At 56.6% G+C, this 14,985-nt stretch carries 9 protein-coding genes and 1 pseudogene; 3 read left to right on the top strand and 7 right to left on the bottom strand.

The genetic code is table 11. The features are described 5' to 3' along the window. Together Y5S_RS14730 and Y5S_RS14725 are read right to left on the bottom strand one after the other, a co-directional pair. Window positions 1-1,163 (bottom strand): annotated as a pseudogene (locus Y5S_RS14730) (hypothetical protein); the annotation flags it as partial. A gap of 268 nt (window positions 1,164-1,431) precedes the next feature. Beyond that, window positions 1,432-2,433, bottom strand: a complete 1,002-nt coding sequence (locus tag Y5S_RS14725; protein ID WP_035233986.1) for an alpha/beta hydrolase — start codon at window positions 2,431-2,433, stop codon at window positions 1,432-1,434. 98 nt (window positions 2,434-2,531) lie between these two features. Here Y5S_RS14725 and Y5S_RS14720 point away from each other — a divergent pair, with 98 nt between their 5' ends. Continuing rightward, on the top strand, window positions 2,532-3,359 hold the full coding sequence (locus Y5S_RS14720; protein WP_035233985.1) for an ion transporter: 828 nt from the start codon (window positions 2,532-2,534) through the stop codon (window positions 3,357-3,359). 40 nt (window positions 3,360-3,399) lie between these two features. Here the strand turns inward: Y5S_RS14720 and Y5S_RS14715 are convergent, their stop codons facing one another. From Y5S_RS14715 to nirB, 5 genes are read right to left on the bottom strand one after another with little or no spacing between them, the layout of a single operon-like run. Continuing rightward, entirely contained in the window at window positions 3,400-4,278 is an 879-nt protein-coding gene (locus Y5S_RS14715) for a peroxiredoxin-like family protein (protein WP_035233984.1), read from the bottom strand. Between the two features lie 56 nt (window positions 4,279-4,334). Further along, on the bottom strand, window positions 4,335-6,950 hold the full coding sequence (locus Y5S_RS14710; RefSeq protein WP_035233983.1) for a nitrate reductase: 2,616 nt from the start codon (window positions 6,948-6,950) through the stop codon (window positions 4,335-4,337). Further along, complete coding sequence (locus Y5S_RS14705; protein ID WP_052041629.1) at window positions 6,947-8,179, bottom strand: NAD(P)/FAD-dependent oxidoreductase; 1,233 nt, start codon at window positions 8,177-8,179, stop codon at window positions 6,947-6,949. Before Y5S_RS14705 ends, Y5S_RS14710 begins: the two co-directional genes overlap by 4 nt. A gap of 19 nt (window positions 8,180-8,198) precedes the next feature. Then, complete coding sequence (nirD, locus tag Y5S_RS14700) at window positions 8,199-8,549, bottom strand: nitrite reductase small subunit NirD (protein ID WP_035233982.1); 351 nt, start codon at window positions 8,547-8,549, stop codon at window positions 8,199-8,201. Between the two features lie 2 nt (window positions 8,550-8,551). Next, on the bottom strand, window positions 8,552-11,080 hold the full coding sequence (nirB, locus tag Y5S_RS14695; RefSeq protein WP_035233981.1) for a nitrite reductase large subunit NirB: 2,529 nt from the start codon (window positions 11,078-11,080) through the stop codon (window positions 8,552-8,554). A gap of 610 nt (window positions 11,081-11,690) precedes the next feature. Here nirB and Y5S_RS14690 point away from each other — a divergent pair. Both Y5S_RS14690 and Y5S_RS14685 read left to right on the top strand, forming a co-directional pair. Next, on the top strand, window positions 11,691-13,160 hold the full coding sequence (locus tag Y5S_RS14690; RefSeq protein WP_197055159.1) for a NarK family nitrate/nitrite MFS transporter: 1,470 nt from the start codon (window positions 11,691-11,693) through the stop codon (window positions 13,158-13,160). Between the two features lie 54 nt (window positions 13,161-13,214). Then, window positions 13,215-14,939: a bifunctional protein-serine/threonine kinase/phosphatase gene (locus Y5S_RS14685; RefSeq protein WP_052041628.1), complete on the top strand. Its 1,725-nt coding sequence runs from the start codon at window positions 13,215-13,217 to the stop codon at window positions 14,937-14,939. The last annotated feature ends 46 nt before the right edge of the window (window positions 14,940-14,985 follow it).

The following is a 14,985-nucleotide window of genomic DNA, read 5'->3' as shown; positions in this document are numbered from 1 at the left end:
TTGCCATCAGCCCCCGGCAGACCGCCGCCGCCCGGCGCGAGCCCTTCCGCGGCTTCCATAAAGCAGGCGGCAGGATCAATTGGGCTGTTCGCCGCCGCTGCCGGGCAAAGCTGCTCGGTCAGAGGGTTGGAACCCAACAACAGATCCTGAACGTCCTGGAAGTTCCCACCCGCTTCAGCCAGACAGTCAAACGCGGTGGTTGGACCAACAGGCGTAGCGGCTGTTTCAGGACAGAATTGCTCAAGCAATGGCGCAAACGGGTTGCTGGCATCGCCACCACCGTCGCCACCATCTCCACCATCTCCACCGCCATCACCGGGGAAGCCTCCCTGGCTCAACAGCGCCTCAGTAAAGCAGGCTGGCGGATCGATGCGGCCATCAGCAGAATCTTCAGGACAGATTTGTTGAGTCAGCGCATTGCTCTCGGTGAGCATGTCGTAGATCGCCACATAATTACGGCTGGCCTCATTCAGACAGTTTACCGGGGTCTCTTCATTGAACTCCCCCGCACCGGCTTCCGGACAAAGCTGCTCGGTCAGCTGATCGGCACCTGGCAGATCGCCACCACCGCCACCGGGAAGACCGCCGTTCGCAGTGGCTTCGGCGAAACAGTTGGCCGGATCCACTTCTCCATCTGCGGATTCTTCCGGGCAGATAGCATCGGTAAGCGGATTGGACCCACCAATCAAGTCACCGAATTCACCAAAGTTCCCTGCCGCTTCCTGCAGACAGGCTGCCGGGAAGGTAGCACTGCCATCAAAGGAGGTGTCGGTATCGTAGATGAAATCCTGATCCAGCATTTCACCGTTGAAGGTAAGCGTCGCATCAAAAGCCTGCGCCGCTTCCGGACAGAATTGTTGAACCAGAGGATTCAAGGATAGCTCATAGCCGCTATCTTCCTCTGCACCCTCTTCCCCTTCATCCAGACAGGCCTGCGGGTCGATATTACCGGCCCCATCAGGCGCAGCACTGGTCAAAGGACACAGTGCGTCGGTGAGTGGATTTTCCTGATCGATAATTTCTGCGATCTCTGGAGGCAACGCGCGTGCTGTTGCGCCGCTGGCGTCTGAAGCAGGTGCGGAACTGCTGCCCCCACCACCACAAGCCGCCAGCATCGCCGCAAGGGCGCTGGTGCCTACCATGAGTTTGAGTTGATTAGCCAAGACGAACCCCTCCATCATGCTTTGTCGTTATGTCTTCCCTGTAAAGCGCTGTGATTGCATCTATTAAGGAAGCGTGCATGGTGGACTATGGGTGGGATGTGCAATCTACTGTAGAGCGCGGCGGTTGATAGTGTGTAACCAAGCGTAGCCAGCGTAACCACTTGGTGTCGGCATGGGACTCAAAACTACACACTGCAAAAAATCAGACATGCAGGCCGGTGAAATGGTCCTTCGCCTTCGAAAACTCCTTGATCGCCGCCTGCAGCAGTTACTGGCGGCCTCGTACCACTTGGGCATGAGCGCGAACGTGTCCCCCCTCATCTCTTTGACTCAGGTGCTCGTGCACAAAAGCTCCGATTTCCTGCAATGCCTGTTGCGCCTCTGGCAACCAGGAGGCCAACGCATGGAACACATGAGGCATGTTTTCCCAGACTTGCAATTGACAGTGCACCCCTGCTTTCTCAGCCTGCGCGGCCACGCGCTCGGAATCACTCAACAGCACCTCTGTGCTACCGACCTGCACCAGCAACGGAGGCAAGCCGGTAAGATCCGCAAAGACCGGCGAAAGCAGAGGAGACGCCGGATCGTGCTCACGACTGTAGGAACGGGAGACAAAACTCAGGGCGCCAATGGGAATCAACGGGTCTCTGTCACTGTTGGTTGCCACACTGTCTCCGGAGCATGTCAGATCGCCCCAGGGGCTGATCAACACACCACAGGATGGCAATGGCAGACCCAGTTCCCGTAACCGCAGCATGGTCACCAGTGACAAATTGCCTCCGGCAGAATCTCCAGCGAAGACAATATGATCGGGGTTGTAGCCCAGCGCCAATAACGCTTTGTAGGCGCGAACCGCATCATCAATAGGTGCAGGATACGCCCAGTCAGGTGGTTGGCGATAATCCAGGGCCAATACTTTCGCTTTGCAATACTGACTCATCCGCCAGGTAACGGCACGGTGTGAACGGGGAGAACCAAAAAAGTAAGCGCCGCCATGAAAATAAAGCACTACCCGGTTAGAACGGACGCCCCGCCCAGCGATAAGCCATTCTCCAGGCACGCCGCCCACCAGCGCCGGGGAAATATGGACGTCTGAATGTACTGGCAGAGCCAACGTCACAGCATCAAACCCCAGCTGGGAAAACTTCATGAAACGCCGACTGAAACGCACGCGGCTAACCACGGGTTTGATAAGAGTACGCATGACAGACGTGACAATTTTGCCCTGCCAGCTATTTCCCGGGAACAGAGTATTGTTGTTTTTCTTCATGATGGTTGCGCCTCTGGTTCATAGACTAAGTGGTCATCCGATGCGTAACAAGCCACAATAGCGGCAGCTTTGTTGATTTCACGGGATCAGGAACCTGCATGGAAAGTCTGCGAGAACGCTGGCGACATATTATCTTCGGCACTGACACGCCGGCGGGTCAGCTGTTTGATGTAATCCTGATTGTTACCATTCTGGCCAGTGTCGTTGCGGTGATGCTGGACAGTGTCGCCAGCCTGCATCTGGACTATGGTACCTGGCTGTATGCCGCCGAGTGGTTCTTCACCATTTTGTTCACTCTGGAATACGGAATCCGTCTGTGGGTCAGTGAACGTCCATTGCGGTATGCACGCAGTTTTTACGGCATTGTCGACCTGCTTTCGATTATTCCCACCTATTTGAGCCTGATCGTCGCCGGCTCCAATTACCTGCTTACTATCCGCGCGCTACGGGTACTGCGAGTATTCCGGGTCATGAAGCTGGTCAAGTTCATGGGCGAGGCCAATCAGCTCGGGCTCGCCCTGGTGCGCACCCGCCGCAAGATCGCTATCTTCATGTTTTCGGTGTTCGTAGTGATCGTTATTTTTGGCAGTGTCATGTATGTGGTGGAAGGGCCAAAGAACGGCTTCACCAGCATCCCCAGAAGCATTTACTGGGCTATCGTGACCATCACCACTGTCGGCTACGGGGATATTTCTCCACACACGCCATTGGGGCAATTGATTGCTTCACTGGCCATGATCACAGGCTATGCCATCATCGCGGTCCCTACTGGTATCGTCACAGCCGAGATCTCTGCGGCTCGGCACAGCATGCAATATGAGCGCGAGTGCACCGAATGCCACTGGCACTCCCACGACCCGGATGCGAGATTCTGCAAACAATGCGGCAGCAAATTGCCCAAACTGTCACTGAAAGGCAGGGAATAAGCAGCAGGGGTCCTGGCTTTGGCCTCTGCTGCTCGCGAATTCAGATTAAGCCTTTTTCCTTGAGTACCGCCATAAAGAGAGAGGGCTCCGGGCGGACTCGGTAATTATCGGTGAGATGCTGGTAAACCAATCGCCCTTCCCGATCCAGAATCAGTACTGTCGGCATGACGGTGTCGCTGTCATCCCCCAACCCCCTCGGCATGACGGTGTCGCTGTCATACCCCAACACCTCCAGCCCCGCCGGTGTACCGCCTTCATCGATAATTCCCAGTGTTCTTGCAGACTGGTTATTGTCATCACGAAGGAAATCAAACTGAACTGAAAACTGTTTCGCCAATGCAGCAGACTGGGTATGGGACTGAGGGCTGACCAGTGCCACCCGCACACCTTTCTCCTGCAATGACTGATACTGTTCAGCAATCTCACGAATCTGCGCCATGCACAGTGGGCACCAGTTGCCGCGATAAAACATCAGAATCACGGGGTGACCGGCAAAAGATTCCGGTGTGACCAAGTTGCCATTCAGGTCCGAAAAGCTGACAGGGGGCAGCACCTTGCCAATTTCAGCAGTCAGCGGACGTTGCTGATAACGGCTGTACCAGCGGATGTACAGGTACACCCCCAGTAGATTCAGTACCGCCAGGGAACTCATCAACCAGCATGCTTTTCCGCCAGCGAATAAAACCACTACCACCACCGCCCCAACGAGCGTCGGCCAGAATACCCACGGCAGATTGGTACTGGTGCGTGCCGGAGGAAACAGGAAGAGCCGTGCCAGGAATATCAGGAGCGGCAGTGCAGGTAACAACAAGGCCAATCCATAAGGGTTGCCCACAATGGTCAGCCAGATCGCCACCGCGACAGAACCCACCGCCAAGGTAATTTGACCAGAAATAAACAGAGATTTGAGACTTTTCATGGAGACCCCGACAGACATTTGCACTTCGATGACTGTCGGGGCGGGATGTTACAGAATCAGACAGCGCTGGTAGCCAGCAGCCCTTTCAACTCCGGAATGCAGGAGCCACAGTTAGTGCCGGCCTTACAGCACTGGCCAATCGCCTCCACCGTATCGGCACCCTCTTCTACCGCTGCTTCGATGGTTTTCTGCCGCACCTGATGGCAACTGCAGATCACAGGCCCGAGATCCGGACCGGCATCAGCGGGTTGCCCTGCCAGGATGGACAGGGGTTGCACGTCCTGTTCATCCGCAAAGCAGCTGGCCAGCCATTCCACATCACACAGCGGCAGGCTTTCGCCGATGGCAAGCCACGCGATCAGTTTGCCATCGGCATCCAGGGCAGCACGGCGAAAATGGCCTGTGGAGGGATCATTCAGCGCCAACCACTGCGCTGCCTCTGGCATCCATTCATGGAGTTGTTGTTCGGTTAGGTCCGCATCGCCGGCCAGCCGATAGCGTTGTACTTGGCCCGCCTGCAAAAATGCATCGACGGGAACTCGGGCCCAGTACTCCACGGCGGGCGGGGTTGCCGCCGTGAACAACCAGCCATGCCAGCGGGGTTGCCAGTCGCTGACATTAACCGGCGTATGTTTGAACGCCGGCTGGCCGGAATGCGGATCCAGACGTGCCGGCACCAGGGCATCAACCCGGGCGCGGCGAGAAAACTGATCAGTCCAGTGCATGGGCATGAAAGCCGTACCGGGGCGTTGCCCGGCATCACTTTTCACCCGCACCAGAGCATCACCAACCTTGCTGGTCAGGCGGACAAAGCCGCCATCCGTGAGCCGGTAACGCTCAATATCTTTGGGGTGGAGGGCAGTAAACGGTTCGCTGAGGTGAGCGAACAACCGCCCTGCTCTGCCGGTGCGTGTCATGGTATGCCATTGATCACGAATACGGCCGCTGTTGAGGATCACCGGGTAGGCGTCACCCATCTTGTGAACCACCGGATTCTTGCACGCCACAAAACGTGCGCGACCATCAGGGGTCGCAAACTGGCCATCCCCGAAACAGCGAGGATCAGCTTGCAGGGGCCACTGTTGCGGCTCCCAGCTTTCATATTGGTCGGCGCTCATTTCTGCAGCCGCTGTCAGGTCAAGCCGCTTACCAAACCGGCCAGCCAGTGCAGTGAGCGCCGAATACTCGGCAAAAATTTCATGTTCGTGCTGATAACCGAACGCATCAGCGTAACCCATACGGCGGGCCACTTCGGTGATGATCCACCAGTCGGCTTTCGCTTCCCCCGGAGCCGGAACAAAAGGCCGCTGGCGTGACACACAGCGCTCGGAGTTGGTAACCATGCCGGACTTTTCTCCCCAGCCCAGCGCCGGGAGACGAATGTCAGCACAGGCCAGGGTATCGCCACTGGCCACACAGTCAGACACCACCACGGTATCGCATGCCATCAATGCATGGCGCACGCGATCCGCCTCAGGCAGGGAGTCCACCGGATTGGTAGCCATAATCCAGACTGCTTTGACCTGACCACTTTCCACCGCATTGAACAGATCAACCGCTGTCAGACCATTTTCCCGAGCCAGGTTTTCTGTCTGCCAGAAATCGGCCACCGCTGCATGATGCTCCTGGTTATCAATATCCAGATGCACAGCCAGCTGGTTGGCCAGGCCTCCCACTTCCCTGCCGCCCATGGCATTGGGCTGGCCGGTAATGGAAAACGGACTGGCTCCCGGTTTACCTACACGGCCAGTGGCCAAATGCGCATTGATAATGGCATTACCCTGGTCGGAACCATTTCGCGCCTGGTTAACCCCTTGGGAAAACACCGTGACGGTTTTGTCGCAGGTGGCAAACCAGTGATAGAAGGTCGTCAGGTCGACCTTGGACACGCCCAGTTGACTCGCCAGTGCATCCCAGTCATTGCCCTGCTCGCGAGCCGTGCTGAGCGCTGCATCAAAGCCGTTGGTGTGTGCCGCGATGTACTCACCGTCCAACGCGTTGTGATCGTCCAGCCAGGTGAGCAGGCCATTGAATAAAGGAACATCCTGACCAGGTCGCACGGCAATGTGCAGATCCGCCAGATCACAGGTGGCCGTGCGACGGGGATCGATCACCACCACTTTCATTTCCGGGCGCGCCTGCTTGGCCGCCGCAATCCGCTGATACACGATAGGATGTGCCCAGGCGGTATTGGAGCCGGTCAGAATCACCAGATCCGCGATCTCGAGATCTTCATAACAACCGGGCACCACGTCCTCACCAAAGGCACGCTTGTGGGCCACCACCGCGCTGCTCATGCACAGCCGGGAATTGGTATCGATGTTGGCGCTACCGATATAGCCCTTCATCAATTTGTTGGCGACGTAATAATCCTCAGTGAGTAGCTGACCCGACACATAGAAGGCAACCGCATCCGGACCATGTTCATCCACGATACGGCGAAAACGATTAGCCACTTCATCCAGCGCGTGATTCCAGCTGGCGCGAAGACCCTCTATTTCCGGGTACAACAACCTGTCCTGGTCTCCCAGGGTTTCCAGTACGGAGGAACCCTTCACACACAGGCGGCCACCATTGGCCGGATGAATCTCATCGCCCTGCAGGGTATTACCATCGGTACGGATACCGCACCCAACACCACAGTATGGACAGGTGGTACAGATACTACTCATGCGGCAATTTCCTCCTCGCCGTCACCGCGCTTGGCTGCTGCCTTGCAGAACGCCTCACCCATCAACAAGACCTGGCGCAACGAGGTAATGTCGGTGCGCTCTCGCCACAGGCTCTCGTAATAGGCGGCATCGGTGACATCACCATACAGCACCATACCGACGATCCGGTTTTCCACCACTTGCAGGCGGCGATAGCTGCCCGGCAGCGCCAGCTGCAGGGTCTCGCCGTCACCTTCAAAATCGCCGAACGACACCAGGTCGATGCCGGAGATCTTGAGCCGGGTAGCACTGTCTGCAAACAGGTAACGACGGTGCCCAAGTTCTGCAAGATGACTGGCACACACCGCCGCTTGTTCATACAGCGGTGCCACCAGACCAAAGGTGCGGTTACGGTGCTCCACGCATTCGCCAATGGCATAAATGGCAGGGTCAAACGTTTGCAAGGTATCGTCCACACGGACACCTTGGTTAACGCTTAAGCCTGCTTGATCGGCCAGTTCAGTTCGCGGAACAATGCCCACGGCCTGAACCACATAGTCGGCTGGCAGCAGCTGACCATCGCCAAGCATCACTGACGACACCGCACCGTCACTGTCTCCTTGCAGAGACGCAGTGCGTGCCTGCATGACGAATTTCACGCCACGCTGTTCCAGGTCGGCCTGCAAACGGTGACCGGCAACTTCATCCAGTTGCTGATTCAGCAGATGGCCGCGGCTGTGCACCAGGGTCACATCGTGTCCCTGTTTCACCAGCGCGTCGGCGGCCTCCAGCCCTAAAAAGCCGCCGCCCACGACCACCACACGGGCAGCCGAGAGCGACAACAACTTGCGGACGTCATAAAGATCTCGAAAGCTCATGACGCCCTGTAATTCAACACCCTCAACGGGTAGCTTGCGGGGCGCAGCCCCGGTAGCCAGCACCAGGCGGTCGTAGTCCAGCTTGTGGCCGGCGGCGGTGACCACCTGACGACGGTGGCGGCGGATAGCCACCACCGGTGAACCGGTTATGAGTCGAATTCCCCGGTCCCGGTACCACTGGTGCGGGTGGGTGGTGATAGCGGATTCATCCGTACCACCACCCAGCAAGGGCGACAGCATGACCCGGTTGTAACCGGCAAAAGGTTCTTCGCCAACGACGGTGATCTGATACAGATCAGGCGCCAGGCGAGTCACCTCTTCCAACAGGCGGACAGCCGCCATGCCGTTACCGATTACCACCAGTTTCTTCATTACTGCCTTGCCCTTATGGTCAGTTAGTTGCCGAAGTGGCAACTTCGATGACGTCGCCTTCCACCCGAACCGGATAGACATTCAAGGTGACGGTTTCATCTTCGAGACACTGACCGGTCTCCAGATCAAAATGCTGCTTGTAGATCGGTGAGGCCACCACCTTGCGGCCTCCCAGTGATCCCAGCAGCCCCCTGCTCAGCACATTGGCGCTGCTGAACGGGTCCATGTTATCGAGTGCAAAGAAACTGCCATCACGAGTGCAGAACAGTGCCGCCTGGCCTTCCGGCAAGCGCACTCCAACACCGGTGCCAGGCAGCACATCGCTGACTTTGCACACCGCTTTCCATTCCACTGCAAGAGCGCTGTTCATGCTTATGCCTCCTCAACCAGTTGGATACGTTCATTCTCGTAAGCAGGACGACGCTGACCACGCTCACGTACGTACTGCAGGTTATCGTCGGCGCTGTCGTCGTTGACGAAATGCTTGAAGCGTTTCACCGCTTCTTCGTCTTCCACTGTGGTCTTCCACTCACATTGGTAGGTGGCGATCACATGCTGCATTTGCGCTTCCAGTTCTTCCCCGATACCCAGGGAATCTTCCAGAATCACTTGCTTCAGATAGTCCAGACCTCCTTCCAGGTTTTCCAACCAGACGCTGGTGCGTTGCAGGCGGTCTGCGGTTTTAATGTAGAACATCAGGAAGCGGTCGATGGTCTTGATCAGCTCTTCATCAGACAGATCCGAGGCGAACAGGTCGGCGTGACGGGGACGCATGCCACCGTTGCCACACACATACAGATTCCAGCCTTTCTCGGTGGCGATGACACCCACGTCCTTGCTCTGCGCTTCCGCACACTCACGGGTACAGCCACTCACCGCCATCTTCAGTTTGTGCGGGCTACGCAGGCCCTTGTAGCGATCTTCAACTTGAATGGCGGTGCCGACGGAATCTTTCACCCCGTAGCGGCACCAGGTAGAACCGACGCAGGACTTCACGGTGCGCAGGGACTTGCCGTAGGCATGACCGGTTTCGAAACCGGCATCCACCAGGATTTTCCAGATTTCCGGCAGCTGCTCTACGCGGGCACCGAACAGATCCACACGCTGACCACCGGTGATCTTGGTGTAAAGGTCGTATTTCTTGGCGACTTCCCCCAACACAATCAACTTGTCTGGAGTAATTTCACCACCCGCCACTCGGGGCACGATGGAATAGGTACCGTCGCGCTGCATGTTACCGAGGAAGTAATCGTTGGTGTCCTGCAAACCGGCATGGGGTTTGTTCAGGACATAGTCGTTCCAGCAGGAGGCCAGTACTGATGCAGCCGTCGGCTTGCAGATATCGCAACCGTCTCCAGTACCGTGCTTCTCAAGCAGTTCGTCAAAGGTGGTGATCTGGCCAACGCGTACCAGGTGGTAAATTTCCTGACGGGAGTAAGGGAAGTGTTCACAGATGTGGTTGTTCACTTCCACACCACGTTTTTCCAGCTCGCTGTCCAGTACTTGCTTGACCAGTGCGGAACAACCGCCACAAGTGGCAGAGGCCTTGGTACAGGCCTTGAGGTCGCCGACCGTCATGGCACCATCATCGATGGCCGCACACAGGTCGCCCTTGGAAACGTTGTTACAGGAACAGATTTGCGCACTATCGGGCAGCGCATCAGCACCCAGCAGCGGCGCGCCATCAGAAACCGGAGCGACCAGGGCAGCCGGGTCGCCGGGCAGATCCATCTCGTTCAGGCACAGTTGCAGCAGGTTGCCGTAGTCAGCAGCGTCACCCACTAGCACGGCCCCCAACAGTTTCTTGCCGCACTCACTGATCACTGCTTTCTTGTAGATGCCAGCGGTCTGATCCATGAACACGGTGCTGCGGCAGCCTGGAGTGTTGCCATGGGCATCACCAATTGAAGCCACATCCACACCCATCAATTTGAGCTTGGTGCTCATGTCGGCACCCTGGAAAGACTTGTCGGTCTTTTTCATCAGGTGCTCGGCAGCGATTTCCGCCATCTGGTAACCCGGTGCCACCAGACCGAAGATACGGCCATTCCACAGTGCCACTTCACCAATGGCATAAACATCATCATCTGAAGTCACGCAGTGATCGTTGACCACGATACCGCCCCGCTCGCCCAGCTCCAGCTCACAGGCCCGCGCCAGTGCATCCTGGGGACGAATGCCCGCGGAGAAAACAATCAAGTCAGTTTCCAGATGCTTGTCTTCACCAAACACCATGCGGTGCTTGCAGCTTTCGCCATCGACAATTTCCTGGGTGCCGGTACTGGTATGCACAGTCACACCCAGTTCCTGAATCTTGTCCTTGAGCAGCGCACCACCGAAATCATCCACCTGTACCGCCATCAGGCGCGGGGCGAATTCCACTACGTGGGTTTCCAGACCCAGATCATGCAATGCTTTGGCCGCTTCCAGACCTAGCAAGCCACCACCGACAACGGTACCCACTTTACCGCCCTTACTGGCCGCAATCATGGCGTCCAGATCATCGATGGTGCGGTACACAAAGCAGTTGTCACGATCGTTGCCCGGAATCGGAGGCACAAAAGGATAAGAACCGGTAGCCAGCACCAGCTTGTCGTAAGACAGGGTTTCACCCGTATTGGTGGTCACGGTTTTGGCAGCGCGATCAATGCTGTCAGCGCGTGTCTTCAGCTTCAGGGCAATATCGTGTTCTTCAAAGAAACCCTGCGGCACCAGCGACAGGTCATCGGCGGTCTTGCCGGAAAAATAACTGGTCAACCCGACACGGTCGTAAGCCGGCAGCGGCTCTTCACACAGTACAGTGATGTCGAATTGCTCACGGCCACCCTGGGCAACCAGCGCTTCCAGATAACGCTGGCCTACCATCCCGTGTCCGATCAAAAGAAGTTGTTGCTTGGCCATAAGGCTCACCCTCGCGGTGCGTAACTGACAGCACCACTACAGCAAGGCTTGTGCCAACTTGATAACCCTTTGAATATATTTATTTTTTCCGGTTTTCTTATGAGAAAAATGTATTTCGATGCATTTTTTTAATGCGTTTATGCACGACGACGATGCACTTTTTCGTGCACCTCAATGAATCACAATTGCGCGCCAGGGATGCGCAGCCATCGGATTTCAGCATTTCTGAAGGCCAATCCGTACAAAGCCCCAAAATGCTCCATCCTTGACCTCCTTCTTCTATATAAGGAACACACGACAATAAAAGCGCTTCGCAACATTCCAAGGCAGTCAGACCAACCCACCCCCTAATCGCCGTACCAGCAACAAGCACAGCTGAGAGGCATTCGTCAGGCACCTATATATAGCAAACGGCAAAAATTCCTTTTTTGCACACATGGCGAGCATCATTTTCGCCCCATCATGCAGCCTAGAGCCTCATGATCCCGCACGGCATCGCGAAAGTTTTCAGCAAAAACTCAACATTTCCCAACAAAATCAGCAACTTAATTGTTGGCACGGCGATTGCTTTGTACAAGCCATCGACCAACCGCCCGTGGATGGAGTCATCATGAGCGCCGACAAACTGAATCTTCTTAATTTTTCTGCACCGCGTATCCGCCTGCTACACCTGAGCTGGGTCGCTTTCTTTATCACTTTTGTAGTGTGGTTTTCCCATGCGCCACTGATGGGACATTTGCGTGAAGCCTTTGACCTCACCACCGAGCAAGTCAAAGCCTTGCTGATTCTCAACGTGGCCCTGACCATCCCCTCGCGGGTAATCATTGGCTCCCTGGTAGACCGTTATGGTCCGCGCAAGGTGTTCGGCTTTTTGCTAATCATCTCCGCCTTCCCTTGCTGGGCATTTGCCATGTCCACCACCTTCGAGCAGCTAGCCATCACCCGACTGCTGCTCGGTTTTGTGGGAGCCGGCTTTGTGGTGGGTATTCGTCTGATTGGTGAGTGGTTCCCCGCTCGCGAAGTGGGGCTGGCTGAAGGTGTTTACGGCGGCTGGGGCAACTTCGGCTCCGCTGCAGCAGCCATTACCCTGCCCTCCGTCGCCATGCTGTTTGGTGGTGATGACGGCTGGCGCTGGGCTATTGCCAGCACCGGTATGATTGCCTTGCTGTACGGTTTCTTCTTCCTCTGGAAAGCCCGTAACACTCCCAAGGGCTCCTCCTACTTCAAGCCCAAGCGCAGTGCCGCGCTGGAAGTCAGCACCAAGCGTGATCTGTACTTCTACCTGGCCATGAGCATTCCGCTGTACGCCGCCCTGCTGGTGATTGTATGGCGTCTTGGCCCCAGCAACCTGTCTCTGTTTGGCACCACTACCCAGTATGTACTGGCCTCGCTGATCTTTGCCCTGGGCATTGTGCAGATTGGTCAGGCATGGCGCGTGAACCGTGAGCACCTGAAAGAAGGCGTTGACGAGCATGACCGTTACAGCTTCAAGCAGGTCGCCATTCTTGATCTTTCCTATCTGGTGACCTTTGGCTCCGAACTGGCTGTAGTCTCCATGCTGCCACTGTTCTTTGCAGACACCTTTGGTCTGGAGCCGGTGATGGCCGGTCTGTTGGCCTCCGGTTATGCCTTCATGAATCTGGCTGCGCGCCCTGGCGGTGGCTGGCTCTCCGACAAGTTCGGTCGCAAGAAATCCCTGATGATTCTGCTCGCCGGACTGATGGTGGGTTACGGTCTGATGAGCCAGATCGGCAGTACCTGGCCGCTGGCACTCGCCGTGATCGCCACCATGTGTTGCTCCTTCTTCGTGCAGGCTGGTGAAGGGGCGGTGTTCGCTACCGTACCGCTGATCAAGCGCCGCCTTACAGGACAGATCGCGGGCATGGTAGGTGCCTATGGCAACACCGGGGCGGTGATCTTCCTGACCGTACTCACCTTTGTGGAGCCCAGCACTTTCTTCCTGGTCATTGCTGCCAGTGCCGCCGTGGCCTTCGCAGCAGTCCAGTTCCTCGATGAGCCCAAGGGGCATATTGCGGAGATCGACGAAAAAGGCGAAGTTCAGCTTATCAAGGTAGGCTAACAACGACTGGCCGGCCTGCGGGCCGGCCGTTCAGGATTGACACGGGGACCGATAATGGACGCATCTAACGCCAGCCTTCCCACCACTCCAGTAACCGCATCATCCTCCGGTGACGAACCGGATCTGGCCCCTCGTGTTCGCATTGGCCAGTACACGGATAGCGGCCCCAAACTGCACAACCAGGACGCTCTGGCCATGCAGATTCCGGAAGGCAGCCTGATGCGCACCAAAGGCATTGTGGCAGCACTGGCAGATGGCCTTTCCACTGCCGGGGCGGCTCGCGAGGCAGCCGAATCCTGCGTTCTCGGTTTTATCAGTGATTATTACGCCACCCCGGCGCTGTGGAGCGTGCCCCGCTCGGCACAGAAAGTACTGGAAGCACTCAACCGCTGGTTATGCCGCCAGACACTGGCCGGGGAAAGCCACCTGTGCACCCTGTCCCTGCTAATTTTGAGGTCACGAACCGCCCACCTGTTTCAGGTGGGCGATTCGCGCATCTGGCGTCTGCGCAACGACAAGCTTGAATGTCTGACCCGTGACCACAGCCGTATGCTCGGTGATAACAAACAGGTGCTCACCCGTGTCATGGGCGGTGACACACGACTGGATGTGGATTACAGCAGCAGTGATCTACAGGTCGGGGATATTTTTCTGCTCACCAGCGACGGCGTGCATGGTTTCCTCAGCCGCTCGCGCATGCAGGGCATTCTCCGGGGCTGCAGCAAACCTGAGATCTGCTCCCAGGCGCTGGTGGAAGCGGCAATCGCCAATGGCAGCGACGACAATGTCAGCTGCCAGGTACTGGTGGTCGATGCCCTGCCGGATGCCGGTGCGGATGAAGTACTGCGTCAGCGAGGTAGCCTGCCCCTGCCGCCGCCACTCAGCCCTGGAATAAGAGTCGATGGCTTTACGGTACTGCGGGAGCTCTATGCCAGTGTGCGCAGCCACCTTTATCTGGTGGAAGATGCCGATGGACAACGCTCTGTTCTGAAGACTCCCTCCGTGAACCTGGAAGATGATCGCTTCTCTCTGGAGCGCTTTGTCATGGAAGGCTGGGTTGGCAACCGGTTGAGAAACCCTCATTTGTTGCGCTATCTCACCCTTCCTGACAATCCCAGTTGTCTCTATCAGCGTCTGGAATTCATCGATGGCGTAACGCTAAAGCAGTGGCTCAAGGATCACCCTGATGCACCTGTCGAAGAAAAGCTGTACCTGGCAGATCAGCTGCTCAATGGTATCCGCGCCTTGCACCGGGCCGATGTGATTCATGGCGATCTCAAGCCGGAAAACATCATGGTAGACAGCAATGGGCTGGTCAGAATTGTCGACTTTGGCAGCTGCCATTGCCGCGGCATGGAACAAGTCAACGCTGGCATCCCCCTGGGTACACGGGATTACAGTGCCCCGGAGTTGGTAGAAGGCTCCACGCCTTCTGAGCAGAGTGACCTGTTCTCTGTTGGCGTGATCATCCATGAGATGCTCACTGGTGCCCTGCCCTGGCATGGCCGCTATGAAAAAGCCTCACATCAACCGCTGCCGCCACTCCAGGGATTGAATGCCTTTGTACCATTGTGGATCAATAACGTGCTGCAGATTGGCTTGCAACGCCAACCCAACCAGCGCTTTGCTGACGCCGCCGAATTCCGGGATGCCCTGCGCCGCCCGGTCCGCAGCGCCAAGCCAGCGAAAGACAACAGCGTGAATGAATTAAGACTTTGGAAAGGCGCCTGTGTGGTACTGATGATGTTGTTGCTGATTAGCGTAAGCCTTAATCAATAGCAGTGAACAGTTGCGCGAGCAACGTTGTTTTATCTTAAACGCATGA

The sequence above is a fragment of the Alcanivorax nanhaiticus genome (assembly GCF_000756665.1).
GTDB lineage: Bacteria > Pseudomonadota > Gammaproteobacteria > Pseudomonadales > Alcanivoracaceae > Alcanivorax > Alcanivorax nanhaiticus.
Note: the sequence above shows the minus strand (reverse complement) of the source record. Positions and strands in the feature narration are given on the sequence as shown.